Annotated in this window: 18 protein-coding genes; 7 read left to right on the forward strand and 11 right to left on the reverse strand. The window is 64.4% G+C overall.

The genetic code is table 11. The annotated features are described in order from the left end of the window. Positions 1 to 4: 4 nt before the first annotated feature. Positions 5 to 1,663, reverse strand: coding sequence for a ShlB/FhaC/HecB family hemolysin secretion/activation protein (locus tag GE253_RS04530; protein WP_173012494.1), 1,659 nt, complete (start codon positions 1,661 to 1,663; stop codon positions 5 to 7). 329 nt (positions 1,664 to 1,992) lie between these two features. On the opposite strand from GE253_RS04530, the gene GE253_RS04535 reads away from it, so the two are divergent. The 3 genes from GE253_RS04535 to GE253_RS04545 all read left to right on the forward strand — a co-directional run bounded on the left by GE253_RS04535 (position 1,993) and on the right by GE253_RS04545 (position 4,665). Further along, positions 1,993 to 2,742, forward strand: a complete 750-nt coding sequence (locus GE253_RS04535; protein WP_173012495.1) for a cyclic nucleotide-binding domain-containing protein — start codon at positions 1,993 to 1,995, stop codon at positions 2,740 to 2,742. 104 nt (positions 2,743 to 2,846) lie between these two features. Then, positions 2,847 to 3,800: a DUF1080 domain-containing protein gene (locus GE253_RS04540; RefSeq protein WP_211101342.1), complete on the forward strand. Its 954-nt coding sequence runs from the start codon at positions 2,847 to 2,849 to the stop codon at positions 3,798 to 3,800. 16 nt (positions 3,801 to 3,816) lie between these two features. Continuing rightward, positions 3,817 to 4,665, forward strand: coding sequence for a sugar phosphate isomerase/epimerase (locus GE253_RS04545; protein WP_153202961.1), 849 nt, complete (start codon positions 3,817 to 3,819; stop codon positions 4,663 to 4,665). Positions 4,666 to 4,675: 10 nt separating this feature from the next. Here GE253_RS04545 and GE253_RS04550 read toward each other — a convergent pair whose 3' ends face one another. The 3 genes from GE253_RS04550 to GE253_RS04560 all read right to left on the reverse strand — a co-directional run bounded on the left by GE253_RS04550 (position 4,676) and on the right by GE253_RS04560 (position 9,618). After that, entirely contained in the window at positions 4,676 to 6,385 is a 1,710-nt protein-coding gene (locus GE253_RS04550) for an alpha-amylase family glycosyl hydrolase (protein ID WP_153202962.1), read from the reverse strand. A 102-nt stretch (positions 6,386 to 6,487) separates the two neighbouring features. Further along, positions 6,488 to 8,092: an MBL fold metallo-hydrolase gene (locus GE253_RS04555; RefSeq protein ID WP_153202963.1), complete on the reverse strand. Its 1,605-nt coding sequence runs from the start codon at positions 8,090 to 8,092 to the stop codon at positions 6,488 to 6,490. Beyond that, positions 8,092 to 9,618 carry a thymidine phosphorylase family protein gene (locus tag GE253_RS04560; protein WP_153202964.1) on the reverse strand — a complete coding sequence of 509 codons (1,527 nt, stop codon included), beginning with the start codon at positions 9,616 to 9,618 and terminating at the stop codon, positions 8,092 to 8,094. The genes GE253_RS04555 and GE253_RS04560 overlap by 1 nt, the downstream gene beginning before the upstream one ends. Before the next feature lie 161 nt (positions 9,619 to 9,779). Between GE253_RS04560 and GE253_RS04565 the strand changes: the two genes are divergently transcribed. Beyond that, positions 9,780 to 10,775, forward strand: coding sequence for a zinc-dependent alcohol dehydrogenase family protein (locus GE253_RS04565; RefSeq protein ID WP_153202965.1), 996 nt, complete (start codon positions 9,780 to 9,782; stop codon positions 10,773 to 10,775). A gap of 14 nt (positions 10,776 to 10,789) precedes the next feature. On the opposite strand, the gene GE253_RS04570 is transcribed toward GE253_RS04565, so the two are convergent. From GE253_RS04570 to GE253_RS04595, 6 genes are all read right to left on the reverse strand, one after another. Further along, positions 10,790 to 11,230, reverse strand: coding sequence for a YbjN domain-containing protein (locus tag GE253_RS04570; protein WP_173012496.1), 441 nt, complete (start codon positions 11,228 to 11,230; stop codon positions 10,790 to 10,792). 97 nt (positions 11,231 to 11,327) lie between these two features. Further along, on the reverse strand, positions 11,328 to 12,755 hold the full coding sequence (locus tag GE253_RS04575; RefSeq protein WP_153202967.1) for a DHA2 family efflux MFS transporter permease subunit: 1,428 nt from the start codon (positions 12,753 to 12,755) through the stop codon (positions 11,328 to 11,330). Then, the gene (locus GE253_RS04580) at positions 12,752 to 13,705 is read right to left on the reverse strand and encodes a hydroxymethylglutaryl-CoA lyase (protein WP_153202968.1); all 954 of its coding nucleotides are present in this window, start codon (positions 13,703 to 13,705) and stop codon (positions 12,752 to 12,754) included. The genes GE253_RS04575 and GE253_RS04580 overlap by 4 nt, the downstream gene beginning before the upstream one ends. Before the next feature lie 3 nt (positions 13,706 to 13,708). After that, positions 13,709 to 14,917, reverse strand: a complete 1,209-nt coding sequence (locus tag GE253_RS04585; protein WP_153202969.1) for a CaiB/BaiF CoA-transferase family protein — start codon at positions 14,915 to 14,917, stop codon at positions 13,709 to 13,711. Between the two features lie 24 nt (positions 14,918 to 14,941). Next, a complete protein-coding gene (gene leuD / locus GE253_RS04590) occupies positions 14,942 to 15,550 on the reverse strand; it encodes a 3-isopropylmalate dehydratase small subunit (RefSeq protein WP_153202970.1) in 609 nt (202 codons plus the stop codon). A 4-nt stretch (positions 15,551 to 15,554) separates the two neighbouring features. Beyond that, positions 15,555 to 16,976, reverse strand: coding sequence for a 3-isopropylmalate dehydratase large subunit (locus GE253_RS04595; RefSeq protein ID WP_153202971.1), 1,422 nt, complete (start codon positions 16,974 to 16,976; stop codon positions 15,555 to 15,557). Positions 16,977 to 17,223: 247 nt separating this feature from the next. Here GE253_RS04595 and GE253_RS04600 point away from each other — a divergent pair, with 247 nt between their 5' ends. After that, positions 17,224 to 18,198 (forward strand): bile acid:sodium symporter family protein, encoded by a 975-nt coding sequence (locus GE253_RS04600; protein ID WP_153202972.1) that lies wholly within the window; start codon positions 17,224 to 17,226, stop codon positions 18,196 to 18,198. 9 nt (positions 18,199 to 18,207) lie between these two features. Here the strand turns inward: GE253_RS04600 and GE253_RS04605 are convergent, their stop codons facing one another. Further along, positions 18,208 to 18,615 carry an acyl-CoA thioesterase gene (locus GE253_RS04605; RefSeq protein ID WP_153202973.1) on the reverse strand — a complete coding sequence of 136 codons (408 nt, stop codon included), beginning with the start codon at positions 18,613 to 18,615 and terminating at the stop codon, positions 18,208 to 18,210. 289 nt (positions 18,616 to 18,904) lie between these two features. Between GE253_RS04605 and GE253_RS04610 the strand changes: the two genes are divergently transcribed. Together GE253_RS04610 and cysE are read left to right on the forward strand one after the other, a co-directional pair. Next, complete coding sequence (locus GE253_RS04610; protein ID WP_153202974.1) at positions 18,905 to 19,444, forward strand: hypothetical protein; 540 nt, start codon at positions 18,905 to 18,907, stop codon at positions 19,442 to 19,444. A 138-nt stretch (positions 19,445 to 19,582) separates the two neighbouring features. After that, positions 19,583 to 20,425 carry a serine O-acetyltransferase gene (gene cysE, locus GE253_RS04615; RefSeq protein WP_153202975.1) on the forward strand — a complete coding sequence of 281 codons (843 nt, stop codon included), beginning with the start codon at positions 19,583 to 19,585 and terminating at the stop codon, positions 20,423 to 20,425. Positions 20,426 to 20,545: the final 120 nt, after the last annotated feature.

Raw genomic sequence — 20,545 nt, forward strand, 5'->3', positions numbered from 1 at the left:
ACCCTCATAGCTGCACCGTCAGATCGACGAACAGGCGGGTACGTTCCCGCGTGGCACCGGGGATGGGCAAACGGCGCAGCGTGCGCGCCCCTTCCAGCAGCAGGCTGGCCTTGCCGGCCAGACCGATGCGCAGCCCGCCACCGGCCGACACCAGATGGGTGTCGGCGGCCACACTGTCCCAGACCCGCCCGCTGTCGATGAAGGCATAGGGGGTGACGCCATCCACATAGGCAATACCGGGATCGAAGCGGCGGCGCAGTTCCAGCCCGCCGCCAATGCCGGACGGGCCGGAAAGATCGCCGCCATTATAGCCGCGTCCGAAACGGCTGCCGCCCAGCGCGAACTCCTCCCCCGCCGGCAAGGTGTCGGGGCTGTACTGGCCGGCGATGGTCAGGCTGGCGCTGACGCCCGCCCCGATCAGGGTGGCATAGCCCAGTTCGCCACTGAACTTGGTAAAGTCCGGCTCCACCTTGGGGCGGGAGGCTTTCAGCGATCCCTTCTCCGTCGCCCCCAGAATGCCCAGCCCGCGCGTCACCCCGCCCATGGCCAGCACATCCCCGCCCAGCAGGTGCTGGGCGGTGAAAAGGACGCGGATATCCACACTGCGCCAATCATCCCGGCTGAAGGGCGCGTTCAGGATGCGCACCGTGGCCCGCTGGGCATTCCAGCCGCCTTCCAGCGACAGGTTGCGGGCGCGGCTGCGGATCAGCGGCCAGGACAGGCGTTGGCCGAAACCATAGCTCTCCGTCGCCACGGCAAAGGGTTTCAGCGCCGCACCGGGCCGGCCCCGGCTGTAATTGCCATTGCTGGTCAGGGTCAGGCCGGCGCCGGACAGGGGCTGCAACCAGCGCAGATTGGCGGAACGCTGTTCCCTGATCTCCGGCGTGGCGGACAGGGTGGCACCCAACTGTTCCCCCAGCCCCAGCACATCATTGGTTGCCAGATCAACAAAGCCGGACCAGGGGCCGGCAAAATCCGACCCGCGATTGCCGATGCCGGCCACCAGCCCCCAGGGCGCACGTTCCACCCCCACCAGCAATTCCGCCGCCCCGAAGGCATCGCCCGGCCGGATCAGCCCGGTCACCGTCACCCCCGGCAGATCGTCCACCAGCAGCAGCCCGCGTTCGATCAGCGGCACCTGGGCGGGGCGGGCTGCCAGGGCGGGGGCCAGCCGGGCCTCTACCCGCGCCCGGTCGTCGGCAGTGCCGCCCTCCACCCGCACCTTTTCCAGATGTCCCTCAATCACCTTGATGGTGATGGTGCCATCCTTGATTTCCTGCGCCGGCACGAAGACGCGGGTCAGCCCGTAACCGGCCGCCAGATAGCGAGCCTGGATCGCCTCCGCCACGCCGGAGACATCGGCCAGGGTCACCGGGCGGGCCAGCAGGGCGGCCAGCGGTTGGGCAAATTCCTGCTGCACCGGGATGGTCTGGGCACCATCAATCAGCACGCGCGACAGGGTGAAACGCAGATCGGCCGCCGCCCCGGCAGGCGCGCCCTTGCGCTGGGCGGGGATGGAAAATTGCAGCTGCGCCTTGGGAACGCGGCTTTCCTCTGCCAACGGGGCCGGCAGGGTTGGCCGCCCCGGCTCCACACTGCCCGGCAGCTGCACAGGGGTTTGCTGCGCCACGGCAGAGCCGGCAGCCAGCACAAACAGGGCCATGGCAGGGAAAGCTGCGCGCATCCTGGGAACGAAGAAAGAAATTGACATCAAAAGATGTAGGCTGCGGAAGCCGATAAAATCCAGGATTTTATCTATTCTGTATATAAAGATCAGCCTTGACCGGCGGCACGTGGGGCCAGCCGGCATAAGCGCCACTATGTTGCATCAAGAATATTTGCAACCTAGGATTACTATCGACCTATTTTGATCAAGATGCCACATGCTGGCGGCCGTTTGGTTCTGCCCGAATGCCGCAGCGCCGCAACGGGCTTGCCGACAATGATCCTACCAACGTATTTTCAGGCCGGCGTCTTGAAACGGCGCCCCGGATGAAAGAGGATTCTGCGTTGGAAGAGATCGAGGTCGGCCCCGGCAAGCTGTTGGTCAAGGAAGGCGACCGATCCGGGGCGGCTTTCCTGATCGCGGCCGGTCGGGTGGAGGTTTTCCGGGCTGTCAACGGCAGTAAACACCGGCTGGCCGTGCTGGGTGCGGGGGAAATTGCCGGGGAAATGGGGCTGCTGGATAATGCTCCCCGATCGGCCTGTATCGCCACCATGGAGCCGACACGGCTGGTAATGATCTCCCCCGATCTGGTGACCCGGCAGATGCGGGCCAGCCCGCCGCTGGTGCGATTCGTGCTGCGGTCACTGATCCGCACCCTGCGTAATATCAACGGCATCCCCACCCCCGCCAGCGACCCGATGCTGGATGGTGATCCCATCGTGTCGGAGCGGACCTATAAATTGCTGCGGCGGGAGACCTACCCGGCCGGTCGGGTGATCTTCCGGCGCGGCGATGAAGGCCATTATGCCTATCTGGTGCAAAGCGGCCTGGTGGAGGTCTGGAAGGAAACCGCAGAAGACGAGGTTCAGGTGTTGGCCCAGGTGGGGCCGGGCGGCGTGTTCGGCGAGATGGCCCTGCTGCGCAACGCCAACCGTGCCGCCAGTGTTACCGCCATCGAACATTCTGTGTGCGAGGTGATCCCCCGCCACCGCTTCGATGAGCTGTTGCGCATGGCGCCGACGCTGATCCGCCAGCTGGTTCCGACCTATATCCGCCGCATCGAAACCGGGCTTTAGGCTCACAAACCTTTACCTATTGGCATCGTCCAGTTTTCCCAGTAACCTGAGATATGACAGCGCTGTCAAGTTCTGTCCAAATCAGGACCGGGAGGAAATCAGGAATGCGTTACCAGGCATGGCGGCCCTTGCTGGCCGCCCTCAGCTTTCTGCTGACCATGTCCGGCCCTGCGGCAGAGGTGGAAAAGATCGACGCCGCCCAGGCCGCCGCGATTGCCGGCGATCCGGCCTTCACCTATCGCCCGCAACGGCTGGTGGATATCCCCGCCCCCACCGGCCCCGCCATCAACCTGTTCAACGGCCGTAACCTGGAAGGCTGGGACAGCTGGCTGGGCTATGCCGACCCGTCCCACACGTTCAAGCCCGATCCAGCGCCGACCTACGGCCTGAACCAGGACCGGTTCGGCATTTTCAATGTGGTGATGGAAGATGGAGCGCCCGCTCTCTTCATCACCGGTAAAATCTGGGGCGGCATCGTCCACCAGGGCCTCTATGGTGATTACCATCTGCGGCTGGAATATAAATGGGGGCGGGAGCGCCACGCCCCGCGCGCCGACAAGCCGCAGAATAACGGCTTGCTTTACCATTCCCACGGGGCGCCGGGGGCTGTCTTTGGCAGTTGGATGGCAGCGGTGGAGTTCGAGATCATGCTGGGCTCCGTCGGCATGGTGGTGCCCGTGGGCACCCATGTCGGCATCCAGACCAAGGCAGGGCATGATCCTTCCATCATCTATCCGCAGCGTCGCTATATGCCGGGTGGCAAGGAAGTTTCGGTCGCCCAGCCTGCCTGGAACGTGGAAGCCGCCATGGATGCCGAGAAGCCAGCCGGCCAGTGGAACGTGCTGGATCTTTACGTGCTGGGCGACCGGGCCATCCATGTGGTGAACGGCGTGCCCGTGATGGAAGTCTGGGGCCTGTCCCGCCGCGATACGGCGGACGGCAAGCCCGTGCCCCTGACACAGGGCCATATCCAGTTGCAATCGGAAGGGGCGGATACCTATTTTCGCAACATCACCCTGGAACCGATCCGCAGCCTGCCGCGGCTGGTGGCCCCCTAAAGAGAGAAGAACAGCGATGGGTGTGAAACAATATGTCGCCGCCGCCTTGGTCCTGGCCGGCAGCCTTGCGCTGCCCTCCCAGGCCGCCCCGCGCATTGCCCCGGAGAAGCTGGGCCTGCAGCTCTACAGCCTGCATGGCCAGTTGAAAGCCGATCTGGAGGGTACCTTGGCAAAGGTCCATGCCATGGGGCTGAGGCAGATGGAGCTTTACCCGATGCCGGGCCTGACGGCAGAAGGCTGGAGCCGGGCGCTGGACAAGGCGGGGCTGCGCGCCATCGGCAGCCATGTGCAGCTTTCCGACCTGAAAACGGACCTTCCCGGCATCATCGACCGGGCCAAGGCGCTGAAATTGTCTTATGTCGGGGTCGCCTGGGTGAAACCGGGACTGGCGCCTTTGACGGAGTCCGTCATGGATCAGGTGGCTGCCACCTACAATGCCGCCTGTCCGGCCCTGACGGCCGCCGGCATCGGGCTGATGTACCATATCCATGGCTATGAACTGGCGGGGGTCGACAAAGGCGACAGCCTGTTCGACCGGTTGATGGCCGCCACCGACCCGGCCTGTGTGATGGTGGAAATGGATGTGTTCTGGGTGGTCCGGGCCGGGGCTGACCCGGTAGCCCTGCTGCATCGATACCCTGAGCGTATCCGGATGCTGCATGTGAAGGATATCCGGCCGGGGGCCGGCACCAGCAGCGATGGACGGGCGGACAAAGCCGATTTCGTCCCCGTCGGCCAGGGTTCGATCGACTGGCCGGCCTTGCTCGCCGCCGCCAGCAAGGTGGATTGGTTCGTGCTGGAAGATGAAAGCGCCAACCCGGAGGCCGGGCTGACGCAGTCGCTGGATTATCTGGGTGTGCGGTAGACAGGGGGCATCAAGCAAGCGGCCGCATACAGACCAGATAATCCAGCCCTGGCACGGTGACACGGATGGCACTGGGGGCGCTGCCCTCCATCGGACAGGCACCACGCACCCCTTGCCAGCGCGCCATTGATGCCTCAACCGGCACACCCAGTGTGCGCGGGGTGTTATCCATGTTCACCAGCACCAGATATTCACGTCCACCCACCCGGTCGATGCGGGAAAAGGCCAGCAGGCCCCCTTTTTCCTCCACGTGGCGGATCACCATCTCCCCGCGGCGCAGGCCTGGATGATCACGGCGGACGGCCGCCAGTTCAGCCGTTGCCCGGTAAAGCGGATGGGCTGGATTGAAACTGTCACCCCCGGCCGCCGGGTGGGGGCCCAGACGGGGTTCGGTGTTGAATTGCTGTGACGCCGTGGCAAACATGGGCTGGCGAGCCTGTTTATCATCACCCAGCCCGATGAAACCCTGTTCATCACCATAATAAAGCACCGGAACCCCGCGCCCCAGGAACATCAAGGCATGGCCCAGCATCACCCGTGCCTGCACCTCATCCGCGGGCATCTGCGGGTGGGTGCGGCGGATGAAATAGGCCAGCCGGCCATTATCATGATTGGAAATGAAGGTGGGCAGCGTGGCCCGGTTCAGCGTGTCGGGATAAAGGATATCGGCGCGGAGCCAGTTCTCCCAAACATAACTGCCTTGGCCATCGGCCAGCGTGTCGATGGCTGCTTGAAAGAAACCGAAATCCAGTACCGAGGGCAACCGTGTCAGATGCGTCTGGGCCGCCAGATCGGCGATGTTGCGATCCGCCACCTCCCCGAAAATGGTGAAATCAGCAATCCCCTGTTCCTGGGCGAAGGCGGTGATCTCGGGGACGAAACGGTGCCAGAAATCCGGATTGACATGCTTGGCCGTATCCAGCCGCAGACCATCGATCCGGTACGTGCCGATCCAGTGTTTGTAAATCCTGATCAACCCCTCAGCAACAAACGGGTCCTCTGTACGCAGATCATCCAGGCGGGCGAAATCCCCCAGCAGGCTGGATTCCCCCTTGAAGCTGCTATCACCACGATTGTGGTAATGGCGCACATCGTTCAACCAGGCCGGGTTCTTCACCCCCTGCTGGCCCGCTGGCAGCACAGGTGTATAGGCAGCGCCTGGATAATCCCCTTGGGACCGATAGGGGCAGGCATCGCCCGCCCCCCGACATTCCTGATACTGGATGATATCGGCCGTGTGATTGACGACGATATCCATGATCACTTTCAGGCCCTGCGCATGGGCCGCATCCACAAAGGCACGGAAATCCGCATTGCTGCCCAAATGCGGATCGACATTCAGAAAGTCGGTAGCCCAATAGCCGTGATAGCCGGCGGACATGCCGCCTTCATACTGCTGCACCACCTTGTTGACGACAGGCGGGGTAATCCAGATCGCCGTCGCCCCCAGCCCGGCGATATAGTCCAGGCGCGCCGTCAGCCCCTTGAGGTCGCCCCCCTGGAACATGCCGATATCAGCCGGGTCGAACCCATGCTGCGCCGGTCCGCCAATGATGCCGCCCCGGTCATTGGCCGGGTCGCCATTGGCAAAGCGGTCCGTCACCAGAAAATAGACCACATCATCGGCAAAAGGGCGCTGTGGGTTATCCGCCGCCCCGGCGGCGGCCGCAGACAGGATCAGCAGAGGCAACAGCAATAGGCCGGCAAGGCGGTGGCGCATGGATGGAACCCCAGGGCAATCGGTGGGCGGATGAAATCACCATCCACCATCACCCGCCACATTGCCACCCCCCGACCCACGTGGGGATATCCTGCCTACGCCTTACGTTTGCGTCTCCAGCACCGCCCGCACCTTGGCCAGCAGCGCTGCACGCTGCTTGTCATCCCGCATCTTGCGTACATTGTCCGCCAGCGCCAGCACCGTGGCGGCATAGTCATTGTGCCAATCGGGTCTGGCGACCGCTGCCTTGTCAATGCGGGGCGGATGGGTGGGTGTCAGGGGCTTGGCGCCGCGCGGGGTCAGGCTCCAAACCTCATCCAGGCCCGGCAGGTGGATCTTGTTGCCGTCCAGCCCGGCCTCGATCAGGCTGGCGCGCAGGGCCACCCGTTCCTGATCCTCCCCATGCACCAGGAAGATGCCGCCGGCAACCGGCAGGCGGGCCAATATCCACTGCATCAGGGCAGCGCGGTCGGCATGGCCGGAATAGGCATCGATGGTGCGGATGGTGGCGCGAACCTCCACCTCTTCCCCATGGATGCGCACGCGGGACACGCCATCCTGCAACAGCCGGCCCAGCGTGGCCGGCGCCTGATAGCCCACCAGCAGCACCGTGGCACTGTTGCGCCACAGGTGGTTTTTCAGATGGTGGCGGATGCGCCCCGCCTCGCACATGCCCGAGGCGGCGATGATGATGGCATTGCCGGTCAGCCGGTTCAGCCGCTTCGATGCCTCCACCTCCTCAATCAGATGCAGGTTGCGGCGGCTGAAAGGGGCGGGCGTGCCGGGCTGGTTCACATCCGGCAGATGCTTGTCGAAAATACGGGTGACATTGACGGCCAGCGGGCTGTCCAGAAACACCTCCACCGCCGGCAGTTCCTTGCTGTCGAACAGCAGGTCCAGGTCGTACAGCAGTTCCTGGGTGCGTTCCACGGCGAAGGCAGGGATCACCACTGGCCCGCCGCGTTTCAGGGCCGCGCGCAATTCCTCCGCCAGGATCAGCCGGCGGCTGGCGGCATCAATCACCGGGCGTTCCCGCCCGCCATATGTCGATTCCACCACCAGCCAGTCAGGCCGGGTGGGGCCGTTCGGGTCCGGGTGGAACGGCTTGTCACCCGGACCCAGATCGCCGGAGAATACCATGCGCACCGGCCCATCGGCCCCCGGCAGTTCCAGTTCCACCGAGGCGGAGCCCAGAATATGCCCCGCATCCCAGAAACGCGCCCGCACACCGGACGCCACATCCACCCAGACATCACGGTCCACCGCGCGGATATGCGACAGGCAGCGTTCGGCATCCATACGGGTATAGATCGGCTCCACCTCCCGGCGGCCGCGCTGGCGGTTGCGCTGGTTCAGGTAGCGCACCTCCGTTTCCTGGATATGGCCGCTGTCCGGCAGCATGAAGGTCAATAAATCCGCCGTGCCATGGGTGGTGACGACCGGTCCCTGGAAACCATGGCGGTAAAGCTTGGGGATCAGCCCGCTATGATCAATATGGGCATGGGTCAGCACCAGGGCCGCCGGCTCCGTGACATCAAAGGCGAAGTCGCGGTAATTCAGCTCCTGCTCCGTCTTCGGGCCCTGGAACAGGCCGCAATCCAGCAGCAGGCTGCCCATGGCATGGCGGATCAGGAAGCAGGAGCCGGTGACACCACCCGCCGCCCCATGGAAGCTGATGGTCGGATCGCTGGGATGGGTATCATTCATCAGGCGGCCTCTCCGGCTTTCGGGGTGACGCCCAGGGTAAAGCCGCTGTTCTCAGCCGCCATTCCGCAGGCGAAACGAAAATCTGTTTCGGTATCGGAATAAATTCGATAAAGCGGCTCGCCCGCCTGGGCGAAGCTGCCGGCCTTCTTCAGCAGGTCGATGCCGGCCCCGGCATCAAAGGGCGCACCGGCCAGCCGGGCGATGCGCGCGATGCGGTAGCAGTCGATGGCCACCACGGTGCCATCATGCTCAGCCACAATCTCCCGCGACAGGTGGCCCAGCCTAGCTTCCCGCGGGGGCTTGCCCTGCAAAGCCGTGATCTTGTGCATGGTGGTCAGCGCCGCACCAGAGGCCAGCAGCTCGCGTGCCCGCGCCATGCCGGCCCCGCCGCGCAGGGCCGGATCAAATTCCAGAATACGCCCAGCCAGTGCCAGGGCCCGTTCCCGTAAATCCACCGGCGCTTCCGGCCGGTTCTCCAACACGGCCATCACATCGCGCGCCTCCAGCACCGGGCCGATGCCATTGCCCACCGGCTGGCTGCCATCGGTCATGGTGACGCGCAGGTTCAGCCCGATGGCATCGCCGACATATTCGAACAGCTTGCGCAGACGCAGCGCATCATTCTGGGTGCGCACCTTGGCCGAGGGGCCGATGGGCACATCGATCACCAGATGGGTGGAGCCGGCCGCCAGTTTCTTGGACAGGATGGAGGCGACCATCTGTTCGCGCGTGTCGATATTCAGCGGCCGTTCCACCGAAATCAGCACATCATCGGCGGGCGACAGGCGGACATGGCCGCCCCAGACCAGACAGCCCTTCACCTCCCGCACAATCTCCCGCATCTGCTCCAGCCCGACCTCTACATTGGCCAGCACCTCCATCGTGTCCGCCGTGCCAGCGGGGGAGGTGATGGCGCGGGAAGAGGTTTTGGGGATGGGCAGACCATGGGCCGCGACAATCGGCACCACAATCATGGAGGTGCGGTTGCCCGGAATGCCGCCGATACAATGCTTGTCCACCACCAGCCCGCCGGCCGCCACGCCATTGCCCCAGGACAGCCGGTCACCGGCCGCCACCATGGCACGGGTCAGGTGCAGGGTTTCCGCCGTGGTCATGAAACCACCGCAGGCGACGATGAAGGCCGCCACCTCCACCCGGGAATAGCGGTGATGGGCGATATCATCGATAATGGCAGCGAACTGGTCCGACCCCAGTTCACTGCCCTGAATCTTGGCGTGCAGCGCGTCGCGGCTGCGGGCGGGTGTCGCATATTTCAGGCGGACCGCCGTATCCTCCGGCATTCCGAAATGGTTGAAGGCGGTGGTCGACAGGCCCAGCGCATCCGCCCCCAGCAGGGCCGGATCATCCACCATCACCAGATCGGCGATGATCCGATGGCCATTGGCCGCCACTTCCACCTTTTCCAAACCGGCAAACTCCGCCGCGCGATAGATGGTGCAGTGCCGGGACAGGAAGGCCACATTCTCCTGCCGCGTATCGACACCCACCCGCTTCAGTTTCAGCATTTTTCCACCCATTTACCGGCGGAATGGTTTCATCCTCCACCGTGTTTCCACGATAGACCCGGAAAAGGAACCACCGCCTTGATATGGGTCAAGGCCCGGTGAGGCGGGTTGGCGCACAGTGAATATCGGATCGATCTATAACGATCCGAGGGAGGTGTGTCATGGAAGGCAAACATCCGGCCATGGTGCTGAAACAACCGGGCCAGCCGCTGGTGCTGGAATGGCATCAGGCGCCTGCCCCTGGACCCGGCCAGCTGCTGATCCGCGTCTGTGCCTGCGGTGTCTGCCGCACCGACCTGCATCTGGTGGATGGCGAACTGCCCCACCCTGCCCTGCCTGTGGTGCCGGGGCATGAGGTGGTGGGCAGGGTGGCCGCCATCGGCAGCGGCGTGGGTGGGTTCCATCTGGACCAGCGGGTGGGCGTGCCCTGGCTAGGCTGGGCCTGCGGCAATTGCGATGCCTGCCACGAAGGCCGGGAGAATCTGTGCACGGAGGCGCGCTTCACCGGCTATACGCTGGCCGGCGGCTATGCCAGCCATATCCTGGCCGATGCCCGCTTCTGCTTCGCCATCCCGGATGGGTACAGCGATGCGGCCGCCGCCCCGCTGCTTTGCGCCGGGCTGATCGGCTATCGCGCGCTGCGGATGGCGGGCGAGGGGAAGCGGCTGGGGCTTTATGGTTTTGGAGCGGCCGCCCATATCATCGCCCAGGTGGCCAAGGCGCAGGGACGGCGGGTCTATGCCTTTGTGCGGCCGGGCGATGCGGCGGCGATGGATTTCGCCCGGCGGATGGGGGCGGACTGGGCCGGCCCCTCGGACGCGCCAGGACCGGAACCGCTGGATGCCGCCATCCTGTTCGCCCCGGATGGCACCCTGGTGCCGGCAGCCCTGGCGGCGGTCAAACCCGGCGGGCGTGTCGTCTGCGCCGGCATCCATATGAGCGATATCCCCGCCATGCCCTATCACCTGTTATGGCAGGAACGGCAATTGCTGTCGGTCGCCAACCTGACGCGGCAGGATGCACTGGAATTCCTGGAACTGGCAGGACGTATCCCCCTCCATACGGAAATCCACGCCTATCCGCTGATCCGCGCCAATGAGGCACTGGCCGACCTGCGGGCCGGTGCCTTTACCGGTGCTGCGGTGCTGCTGCCGTAACGGCTTCTTCTGGCTCAGGAATTACCGGCAGCGGGGGCGTGGGCGGTGCGCAGGAAGGTCAAGACCTCCACCACCAGCCGGCCCCAGATTTCCAGGCTGGCCAGGATCTGATCACCACTGATGCCCACGGCCAGCACATCCATTTCCAGCACCAGGAAATCATCACGCTGGAACAGGCGACCAAAGCGCTTTTGTCGGTTCCATTCATTCAGGATATTGCCATCCACCGGCTTTTCGGTCTGAACCATCAGGTTGAAGCTGAAATCGCCATGGCGCTGCCCGTCTTCCGACGCCATCAGCCCGCCGGGACGCACATTGAAGGCCAGCCCACCAATGGCAGAGCGCAGCACCGGCGTGCCATTGGGCAGCGTTTCCAGCGTCGCCGCCAGGCCCAGCCGTTCCATCGCGGTTTCAAGATCGGCGATGGCAACACCGCGCAGCAACTTGTCCAACATCACGAAAAACCTTTTACCCATTCAAAGCGGGCCGTCCCACCGGAACGGCCCATCCATGGATCAGGGTAGAGCCCCCGTGGCGGGCGGGGAACCCCCTTTATGACGCGGAGCGCTTCAGGCTGGGCAGGAAGCAGCAGGCCAACAGGGCCAGCACACACAGGGCAAAGATCAGCAGGAAGGCATCCTGAAAGGCCAGGGCCAGCGCATCCGCCTGGCCTGCGGCCCGGTGCGCCACTTCCCGCAGGGAGATCATGCTGTTCAGGCCAGCAATGGCCACCGCCCCGCCCAGCATACGCACCAGATTATAGATACCGCTGGCATCGGGCACCAGCCGGGGGGCGATGCGGGCAAAGGTGATCAGGCTGACCGGCGGGAAGATGAAGGAAATGGCGATGGCGCGCAGCACCTGCGGGCCGATGAAATCGCCCTGCCCCCAGCCCGGCCCCACACCGGCCAGCCACCAGGCCGCCGCCACGAAGCAGGCCAGCGCCAGCCCCAGCAGCAGGCGCGGCTCCACCCGGTCGCTGGCCCAGCCGACCAGCGGGGTCAAGAAGAACTGGGCCAGCCCGGATATGCCCATGACGACGCCGATTGTAACGGGGTCGAAATGAAGCACCATATCCATGAACAACACCTGCAAGAACACGGTGCCGAACAGGCCGATGCCGATCAAAACCGAATAGGCGCTGCCAATGATGAAAAGCGGCTGACGGAATGGGGCCATATCCACCACCGGATAGCGGGCATAACGCAGCCGGAAGGCCAGCAGCAGGGAGGCCACCAGGGCAACAGCGCTGGAAATGGTTATTGTTACGCTGCCGAACCAACCATGGCGATGGCCTTCTTCCAGCACATAGATGCCGCCACCCAAGGCCAGGGTCAGCAGCACGGTGCCGGTCAGGTCGATATGGCGGGCCAGCGACCAGTCGGGCTTGTCCCAATCAATGGTGCGCCAGCCGATCAGCATGATCAGGGGCGCGGGAAAGACATTGATCAGGAACAGCCAATGCCAGGACAGGGCCGCCGTGACCAGCCCGCCCAGCGTCGGCCCAAAGGTGGGGGCCAAGGTGCCCAGCACGGTGACCGCCGCCATGGCCGCCCCGCGCCTGCCATCGGGGAACAGGCGGAACACGGCCACGAAGATGGCCGGCACCATGGACCCGCCCATGAAACCCTGGATGGCGCGGGCTGCCACCATGGCTTCCATGCTGCTGGCCAAGGCGCAGCCAATGCTGGACAGGGCAAAGCCACCGGCGGACAGCACGAACAGGTATCGGCTGGACAGGATGCGCGTCAGCATCCCGGTCAGCGGGATCATCAGCACCTCACCAATCAGATAGCTGGTCTGGACCCAACTGATCTGATCGGCGCTGGCCTTCAACCCATCACGGATGGGGCCAAGAGAGGCGGCAACGATCTGGACATTCAAGATGGCCAGAAACATGCCCAGCCCCAAGGCACCGAAGCCCAGCATCTGGCGACGGCTGGGCATCTGGCCAGCGGCTGGGGCCGCGTCATTACTCACTTTTCATTCGGCGGATAGGGGGCGCCAGCCACGAAGCCCTTGGGCAGGCCGGCATCCGGCGTGAAGCCGTACAGTTCCGTTTCCGGCAGGGCCTGCTTCACGATATCACGCACGGCCAGCAGCTTTTCCAGGTCGATGCCGGTGTCAAAGCCCATGGCCGCCAGCATGAAGACCAGATCTTCGGTGACGATATTGCCGGACGCACCCGGCGCGAAGGGGCAACCGCCGATGCCGCCCAGAGAGGCATCCAGGGTGGTGATCCCCTCTTCCAGCGCCACCAGCGCATTGGCCAGCCCCAGCCCGCGCGTATTGTGCAGATGCACACCGCTGCAGGCATGGTCGCCCACCACGCCACGCACGGCGCGGATCATCGAACGCAACTGGGCCGGGTTGGCGTAACCGGTGGTGTCGGACAGGCCCACCTCGTCACAGCCGGCCTTCATCAGGGCCTCGGCGATTTCCAGCACCTTTTTCTGCGGCACCACCCCTTCCAGGGTGCAGCCAAAGGCGGTGGACAGACCGCCTTCAAACTTGGGCCGGCTTTTCGCCGGCAGCGCCTTGATGCGCTCGGCAATGGCCGCCGTTTCTTCCAGCATCTGCGCATGGGTGCGGCGGACATTACGCAGGGAATGGGTTTCCGACACCGACAGCGGGATGGTGATCTTATGCGCACCCGCCGCAATGGCCGCTTCCGCACCCTTAAGATTTGGCACAAGAACGGCAACGGTCAGGCCCGGAATGGTGCGGGCATAGGCCACGATTTCCGCCGTATCGGCCAGTTGCGGCAATACCTTGGCCGGCACGAAGGAACCAACCTCAATCTCCCGCACGCCGGCTGCTGCCTCTGCGGCGATCCAGGCTTTCTTGGCCGCCGTCGGCATGATCGGGCTGATGCTCTGCAGCCCGTCGCGGGGGCCGACCTCGGAAATCTCGATAAAGGTTCCGGCCATGGCTCAACCCTCCGCCTGGGCGATCAGGCCGCGCGCCAGCAGGTCATCGATGCGGGTGGTGTCATAGCCCAGTTCGGCCAGCACCGATTTGCTGTGCGCGCCCGGCTTGGCCAGATCATGGATGATGGTCGGGCGCTTGCCGTCAATTTCCACCGGCAGAGCCGGAAGGCGGATGGAACGCTGATCATCGGGCAGATGCAGTTCCAGCAGGCCGCCGGATTCCACCAGATGCGGGTCTTCGAACAGATCTTCCGGCCGGTTGATCGGGGCAAAGGGCAGGCCGATTTCTTCCAGCTTTTGCAGCAGTTCGGCCTTGGTGAAGGTCTGGAACAGTTCCTGGACACGCGGGATCACCCGGTCACGCGCCTGCACGCGGCCATTATTCCGGGCCAGCGTTTCATCAGCAGCAAAATCGTCCAGGCCGAACGCCTTGCAGAAGCTGACCCACTGGCCATCCGTCACCACACCGACAAAGACGATCTCATCTTCCTTGGTGCGGAACTGGTCATAGATGGCCCAGGCGGAAATACGCACCGGCATCGGACGCGCGGCGTTACCGGTCACGGCGTACTGGGCCATATGCTGACCGACCATGAAGACGCAATTTTCAAACAGGGCCGATTTCACCGTCTGACCCCGGCCCAGCGTGCCGCGCTGGATCAGGGCGGCCAGCACGCCGATCACCCCGAACAGCCCGCCCATCACATCGATCACCGACGAACCGGCGCGTAAGGGGCGGCCCGGCGGGCCGGTCATATAGGCAAGGCCACCCATCATCTGTGCCACCTCATCCAGGGCGGCGCGATGTTCATAGGGGCCAGACAGGAAGCCCTTGGCCGAGCAATAGACCAGATTGGGGTTGCGGGCGGCCAGCGCCTTCTCCCCGAAGCCCAGCGCCTCCATGGCGCCGGGGCGGAAATTTTCGATCAGCACATCGGCCTTGTCGATCAGGTCGAAGGCAATCTGCTTGCCCTCCTCGGACTTCAGGTCCACGGAAAGGCTGCGCTTGTTGCGGCCATACATGGGGAAATAGCCAGAGCCAGCCCCCAGCAGGCGGCGGGTATTGTCGCCGCCGATCGGTTCCACCTTGATGACATCGGCACCTAAGTCGCCCAACACCATGCCGACCGCCGGCCCCATCACCATATGGGTGAATTCCACCACTTTCAGCCCGGCCAGCGGCAGGGGGGCGGTGCTGTTATCGTTCGGCATTTCAATCCCTCAAAAAAAGGAAAATCAGGCAAACATCCAGGGATGGCGGGTGCGGTAGGCACCCTCGAATTCCGCAATGGCGGGCAGCCGCTTCAGGGTGACACCGATGGCATCCAGCCCTTCCAGCAACATCTCCCGATCCGCCGGGGCAATGCTGAAGGAAAGCGTGCGCCCGTCTGCGCTGTGGACAGTCTGGCCATCCAGATCGATGGCCAGTGGGGCGGGACCGGCGGCTTCCACCAAGGCCGCCACCTCCGGTTCCGGCAGCACCAGCGGCAGGATGCCGTTGCGCACGCAATTGCCCTGGAAAATCGCCCCGAAGCTGGGGGCGATGACACAGCGCACCCCATAATCCTTCAAGGCCCAGACGGCATGTTCGCGCGAGGAACCGCAGCCGAAATTGGCCCCGGCCAGCAGGATCGGGGCCTGGCGGAAGGGCGCGCGGTTCAGCACGAAATCCGGGTTTTCCACCCGGTTCGCCACGTCGCTGTAACGCCAGTCGGCGAACATGCCCTCCCCCAACCCTTCCTTGGAGACGCGCTTCATTTCGCGGGACGGGATGATGGCGTCCGTATCCACGTTGGCGCGGAACAGCGGGGCGGCGATGCCGGTGAGGCGGATGAATTTTTCCATGGGATCAAGCCTCCACCGGCTGGGCGACCAGCGCGCGGGCATCGGCAATGCGACCGGCAATGGCCGATGCCGCCACCGTGACCGGGCTGGCCAGGTGCGAGCGCGTACCCGGCCCCTGGCGGTTTTCAAAATTGCGGTTGGTGGAGGTCACCACCCGCTCCCCCTTGCCGAAACTCTCGCCCCCGGCGAAGAAGCACATGGAACAGCCGCTTTCGCGCCATTCAAACCCGGCATCCAGGAAGATCTGATGCAGGCCCTCGGCCTCCGCCGCTGCCTTCACCAGACCGGAACCGGGCACGCAGATGGCGCGCACGCCCGGTGCCACATGCCGGCCCTTCAGGATGGCGGCTGCGGCCCGCAGGTCCGACAGGCGGCTGTTGGTGCAACTGCCGATGAAGGCGCCATCGATGGGCAGCCCCGCCAGCGCCTGCCCCGGCTCCAGCCCCATATAGGTCAGCGCCCGCCGCTGGGCCTCGGCCGCGTTGGCATCGGCAGCATGGGCGGGATCAGGCACCAAACCCGTGACCGGTAACGCGTGTTGCGGGCTGGTGCCCCAGGTGATGGTGGGGGCGATGCTGGCGCAATCCACCACGATTTCCTTGTCGAAGATCGCACCGGCGTCGGTCACCAGATCGGCCCAATCGGCCAGCGCCTGCGCCCAAGCCATCCCCTTGGGCGCGAAGGGCCGCCCCTCCACCCAGGCGATGGTCTTGGCATCGGGCGCACACAGGCCGGTCCAGGCCGCGAATTCGACGGCCATGTTGCACAGGGTCATGCGCGCTTCCACCGACAAGGCGGAAACGGCGGACCCGGCAAATTCAATGGCATAGCCAGACCCGCCGCCGGCCCCATGGGCCGCAATCAGGTGCAGGATCATGTCCTTGGCGCCGACGCCGGGCGGCAATTCGCCTTCAAACCACACCCGCATCTGGCGCGGGCGGCGCACCACCAGCGTCTGGGTGGCCAGCGCGTGCGCCGCCTCCGACGAGCCGATGCCCCAGGCCAAGGCACCCAGCCCGCCCTGGGTGCAAGTATGGCTGTCCGGGCAGACCAGGGTCAGCCCCGGCAGGGCGATGCCCTGTTCAGGCGACACCACATGCACAATGCCCTGACGGTTATCACCAATATCGAAGATGCGGATGCCGGCGGCATTGGCCGCCGCGCGGGTTTCGCGGATAAAGGCTTCGCCGCCCGGCATCAGGGTTTCATCCCCCCGGCCCGGCCGCGTATCGACAATATGGTCCATACAGACAAAGGCGCGGTCCGGGTGGCGCACGGCACGCCCCTGTTCAGCCAGCCCCTTCAGCGCGATGGAGCCGGTGCGCTCATGCAGCAGCACCCGGTCGATGTAAAGCAGGTCCGTCCCATCGCCCAGATCGGCGACGCAATGCCGTGACCATAACTTTTCCACCAACGTTTTCGCCATGAGAGACTGCCCCAACCCCAAAAGCCTTGCCCGCTGAAGCGGAACATTAAATGGTATATTGATATACCCTTATCAGCACTAAGGCTGCTTGTCACCCGCGATAATGGCTTTGACCGTACCGTGGCGCCCCTATCGGCCCAGCATAGGGGGACGGGCATGGAACCCATGTGCGGTGCGGGGTTGGTGCGGCGGGGAATTGGGGCTTTAAGTCAAGGCAAGGCGAAGATGATGATGTAGGCCTGCGACCATGTTCCGTTTCCTGCGCACGGTGATCGACCCGTTCCTGCTGGCCCTGTTGACAACGGTGGGGCTGGCCGCCCTGTTTCCCGCAAGCGGGGTGCTGGTGGGGTGGGTGGATGTGGCGGCCGATATCGCTATCGCGCTGTTGTTCTTCTTCCACGGTGCCAAGCTGTCGCGCGAGGCCATTCTAGCCGGCATCGGGCATTGGCGGCTGCATTTGACGGTGCTGGCCACCACCTTTGTGCTGTTCCCCCTGTTGGGGCTGGGCATGGGGTTGCTGCCGGCATGGCTGTTGTCGCCGGGCATCGCCGGGGGCCTGCTTTACCTCTGCCTGCTGCCCTCCACGGTGCAAAGCTCCATCGCCTTTACCTCCATGGCCGGCGGCAATGTGCCGGCGGCCATCTGCTCTGCCTCGGCTTCCAACCTGCTGGGCATCTTTATCACGCCGGTGCTGGTCGGCCTGCTGATGCAGACCAACGGGGAGGCGGGGATTTCGCTGCACGCCATCGAATCGATCCTGCTGCAATTGCTGGTGCCGTTTGTCGGCGGCCATTTGCTGCGCCCGCTGATCGGTGCGTTCGTGGCGCGGCATAAGCAACTGATCGGCTATAGCGACCGGGGATCCATCCTGCTGGTGGTCTATTCCGCCTTCAGCGCCGCCGTGGCCGAAGGGCTGTGGCACAAGGTGGCGCCGATCGATCTGGTCACCATTCTGGTGGCCAGCACCGTGCTGCTGGCGCTGGCGCTGGTGCTGTCAGCCCTGGCCGGACGGTTGCTGGGCTTCAACCGGGCGGACCGCATTACCCTGATTTTCTGCGGATCGAAGAAAAGCCTCGTCTCCGGCGTGCCGATGGCCGGCGTGCTGTTTTCTGCCGGTCAGGTGGGGCTGCTGATCCTGCCGCTGATGATCTTCCATCAGATCCAGCTGATCGTCTGCACCTGGCTGGCTGGCCGCTTCCGGGCCGGTGGCCAGCCAGACTGACCGATCCCGTCAATCCAGCGGCGGCACCGGGCGGGGGCGGCCCTCCCCATCGATGGCAACGAAGGTGAACAAAGCCTCCGTCACCTTGAAACGCTCCTCCCCCTCCCGGCTGCGGCGCCAGGCTTCCACATGGACTTTCATGGAGCTGCGGCCGACATGGGTGATGTCGGCATAAAGGCTCACCTCATCCCCCACCAGCACGGGCCGGATGAACACCATGGCATCCACGGCGATGGTGGCACAGCGGCCGCGCGCCCGGCGAGCGGCCGCATTGCCGGCGGCCAGATCCATCTGCGCCATCAGCCAGCCGCCGAAAATATCGCCGGCCGGGTTGGTATCCCCCGGCATGGCGATGGTGCGCACCGCCGGTTCCACCGGGCAGCCATTGGGGGTTGTTTTCTCAATATCCGGCATCATCCAATCCTGGCACGGGTCTTGTTGCCAACCATGTCAGCCGGGGGGATTGGACGCAAGAAAGCTTGCAGGCATCTCATACATTTCGATTTTAAATCTATTATCGAATCTTTATCATAGAGCGCGGCAATACTATCAAAGGTGCTATAGGACGAAAAGTTGCTACAACCGCACACGACGCCCAGGCTTTACCATAATTGCCAGGGCTTCATGGTGGCCCTGGTCACGCAATCGCATAAATAACCGGAACCGGCCGACAGGATGGGCAGCGCCGGACAGATGGAAAACCAAAATGGTGATGGGTGGGAATAAGGGCGATACAGTCGCCAACCTGGATGCGGCCGCCATCTGGATGATTGAACAAGCCGTCACCCTGCTGGAGCAGCCACCGGCGGGCCTGGATGGGTTGTCTGTGCTGCCGGAAACATTGGCGGCACAATGGGGCGTGGTGCTGACGGCGCAGCCGGCCCTGAACAATGAGCGCTATCTGGCCCTGTTCCAGATCGGCCGCGATGGCATCACCCACCGGATTCAAACGCTGCACCGCGCCTGGGATGACGGGGTGCTGTATGAGTTATGGCAGGTGACGGCGGGGGAGAATGGCCCGACCCCGCAGGCCCTGTTCATCACCACGCGCTGTGACGATCTGGAAGCGGTGCGCCAGGTGCGGCGGGCCAGCCGGCATTTCCCCGGCGCCATCACCAGCGATGCGGGCAAGCAACTGCCCCTGCCCCTGGGCAATCGCCGGCTGCTGGACGATATGCGCCCCTGGCTGTTCCCCGACAGTTTCCCTGCCAGCGCCATTGCGGATGGCAGTGGCGACCCGGCGTGAGCCCTGTAACACCCGGCACCCCGCCGGGCGCGTGGCAACCATGCCGGGCGGCAGGGTGTTTCCCGCTTGCACCAAGCGTCGCCGGTGATCAAATAACCGGCAAAGCCATTCTTCATGGAAAGCAGGGGGGCTGATCCCATGTCTGCACGCGCAACCGCCCAGAACACCGACCTTGTGCCCCAGTTGGACCCGATCTGGGCCGCCCTGCGCGCAGAGGCGCAGCAGGCCGTGGTGGCGGAACCCTTGATGGCCAGCCTGTTCTATGGCGCCATCCTGAATCAGCCCAATCTGGAATCGGCCGTCATCCACCGCATCGCCAACCGGCTGCACCATACCGACATGCCGGCCGAACTGCTGGTGCAGGCGCTGCAGACGGCGGTGGAGGCAGAGCCGGAACTGGGCCAGGTGTTCCGCGCCGATATCGCCGCCGTGCTGGACCGTGACCCGGCCTGCGGCCGCCATATCGAACCGGTGCTGTATTTCAAGGGCTTCCAGGCCTTGGAGACGCACCGGCTGGCCCATCGGCTGTGGCATATGGGACGGCGCGACGTCGCCTATTACCTACAGAGCCGTTCCTCCGTCGTCTTTGGCGTCGATATCCACCCGGCTGCCCGTTTCGGGCGCGGGGTGATGATTGACCATGCCACCGGCGTGGTGGTGGGGGAAACCGCCGTGGTCGGCGACAATGTTTCCATGCTGCACGGGGTCAATCTGGGCGGCAATGGCAAGGAACATGGCGACCGCCATCCCAAGATCGGCTCCGGCGTGCTGCTGGGCGCCAATGCCAAGGTGCTGGGTAATATCCGCATCGGTGATTGCGCCCGCGTGGCCGCCGGTTCGGTGGTGCTGCGCGATGTGCCGCCCTGCGTCACCGTGGCCGGTGTCCCCGCCAAGGTGGTGGGGGAGGCCGGCTGCGCCAACCCGGCCCGCGTGATGGACCATGTGTTCGGCGATTATGTGGATGCAGGGGCCGATATCTGACCCCCGCCTTCCGTTCTATCTCCACTGCATGGGGGAAATCTGTGACGGATATCCTTGCAGTGCCGCGGATAGACGATAATCTAGGACTGGGTAAATGTGCAGGCGCCGCCGCCCCGCTGG

Source organism: Niveispirillum sp. SYP-B3756 (genome assembly GCF_009495745.1).
GTDB lineage: Bacteria > Pseudomonadota > Alphaproteobacteria > Azospirillales > Azospirillaceae > Niveispirillum.

Excerpts from the sequence above, each read along its gene's own strand:
- GE253_RS04580 (WP_153202968.1), bottom strand. The coding sequence starts at position 13,705 with ATGGCCGGAACCTTTATCGAGATTTCCGAGGTCGGCCCCCGCGACGGG.
- GE253_RS04545 (WP_153202961.1), top strand. The coding sequence starts at position 3,817 with ATGGGTGTGAAACAATATGTCGCCGCCGCCTTGGTCCTGGCCGGCAGC.
- GE253_RS04595 (WP_153202971.1), bottom strand. The coding sequence starts at position 16,976 with ATGGCGAAAACGTTGGTGGAAAAGTTATGGTCACGGCATTGCGTCGCC.
- GE253_RS04540 (WP_211101342.1), top strand. The coding sequence starts at position 2,847 with ATGCGTTACCAGGCATGGCGGCCCTTGCTGGCCGCCCTCAGCTTTCTG.
- GE253_RS04550 (WP_153202962.1), bottom strand. The coding sequence starts at position 6,385 with ATGCGCCACCGCCTTGCCGGCCTATTGCTGTTGCCTCTGCTGATCCTG.
- GE253_RS04605 (WP_153202973.1), bottom strand. The coding sequence starts at position 18,615 with ATGATGCCGGATATTGAGAAAACAACCCCCAATGGCTGCCCGGTGGAA.
- GE253_RS04535 (WP_173012495.1), top strand. The coding sequence starts at position 1,993 with ATGAAAGAGGATTCTGCGTTGGAAGAGATCGAGGTCGGCCCCGGCAAG.
- GE253_RS04585 (WP_153202969.1), bottom strand. The coding sequence starts at position 14,917 with ATGCCGAACGATAACAGCACCGCCCCCCTGCCGCTGGCCGGGCTGAAA.
- GE253_RS04565 (WP_153202965.1), top strand. The coding sequence starts at position 9,780 with ATGGAAGGCAAACATCCGGCCATGGTGCTGAAACAACCGGGCCAGCCG.
- GE253_RS04560 (WP_153202964.1), bottom strand. The coding sequence starts at position 9,618 with ATGCTGAAACTGAAGCGGGTGGGTGTCGATACGCGGCAGGAGAATGTG.
- GE253_RS04555 (WP_153202963.1), bottom strand. The coding sequence starts at position 8,092 with ATGAATGATACCCATCCCAGCGATCCGACCATCAGCTTCCATGGGGCG.
- cysE (WP_153202975.1), top strand. The coding sequence starts at position 19,583 with ATGTCTGCACGCGCAACCGCCCAGAACACCGACCTTGTGCCCCAGTTG.
- GE253_RS04600 (WP_153202972.1), top strand. The coding sequence starts at position 17,224 with ATGTTCCGTTTCCTGCGCACGGTGATCGACCCGTTCCTGCTGGCCCTG.
- GE253_RS04570 (WP_173012496.1), bottom strand. The coding sequence starts at position 11,230 with ATGTTGGACAAGTTGCTGCGCGGTGTTGCCATCGCCGATCTTGAAACC.
- leuD (WP_153202970.1), bottom strand. The coding sequence starts at position 15,550 with ATGGAAAAATTCATCCGCCTCACCGGCATCGCCGCCCCGCTGTTCCGC.
- GE253_RS04530 (WP_173012494.1), bottom strand. The coding sequence starts at position 1,663 with ATGGCCCTGTTTGTGCTGGCTGCCGGCTCTGCCGTGGCGCAGCAAACC.
- GE253_RS04610 (WP_153202974.1), top strand. The coding sequence starts at position 18,905 with ATGGTGATGGGTGGGAATAAGGGCGATACAGTCGCCAACCTGGATGCG.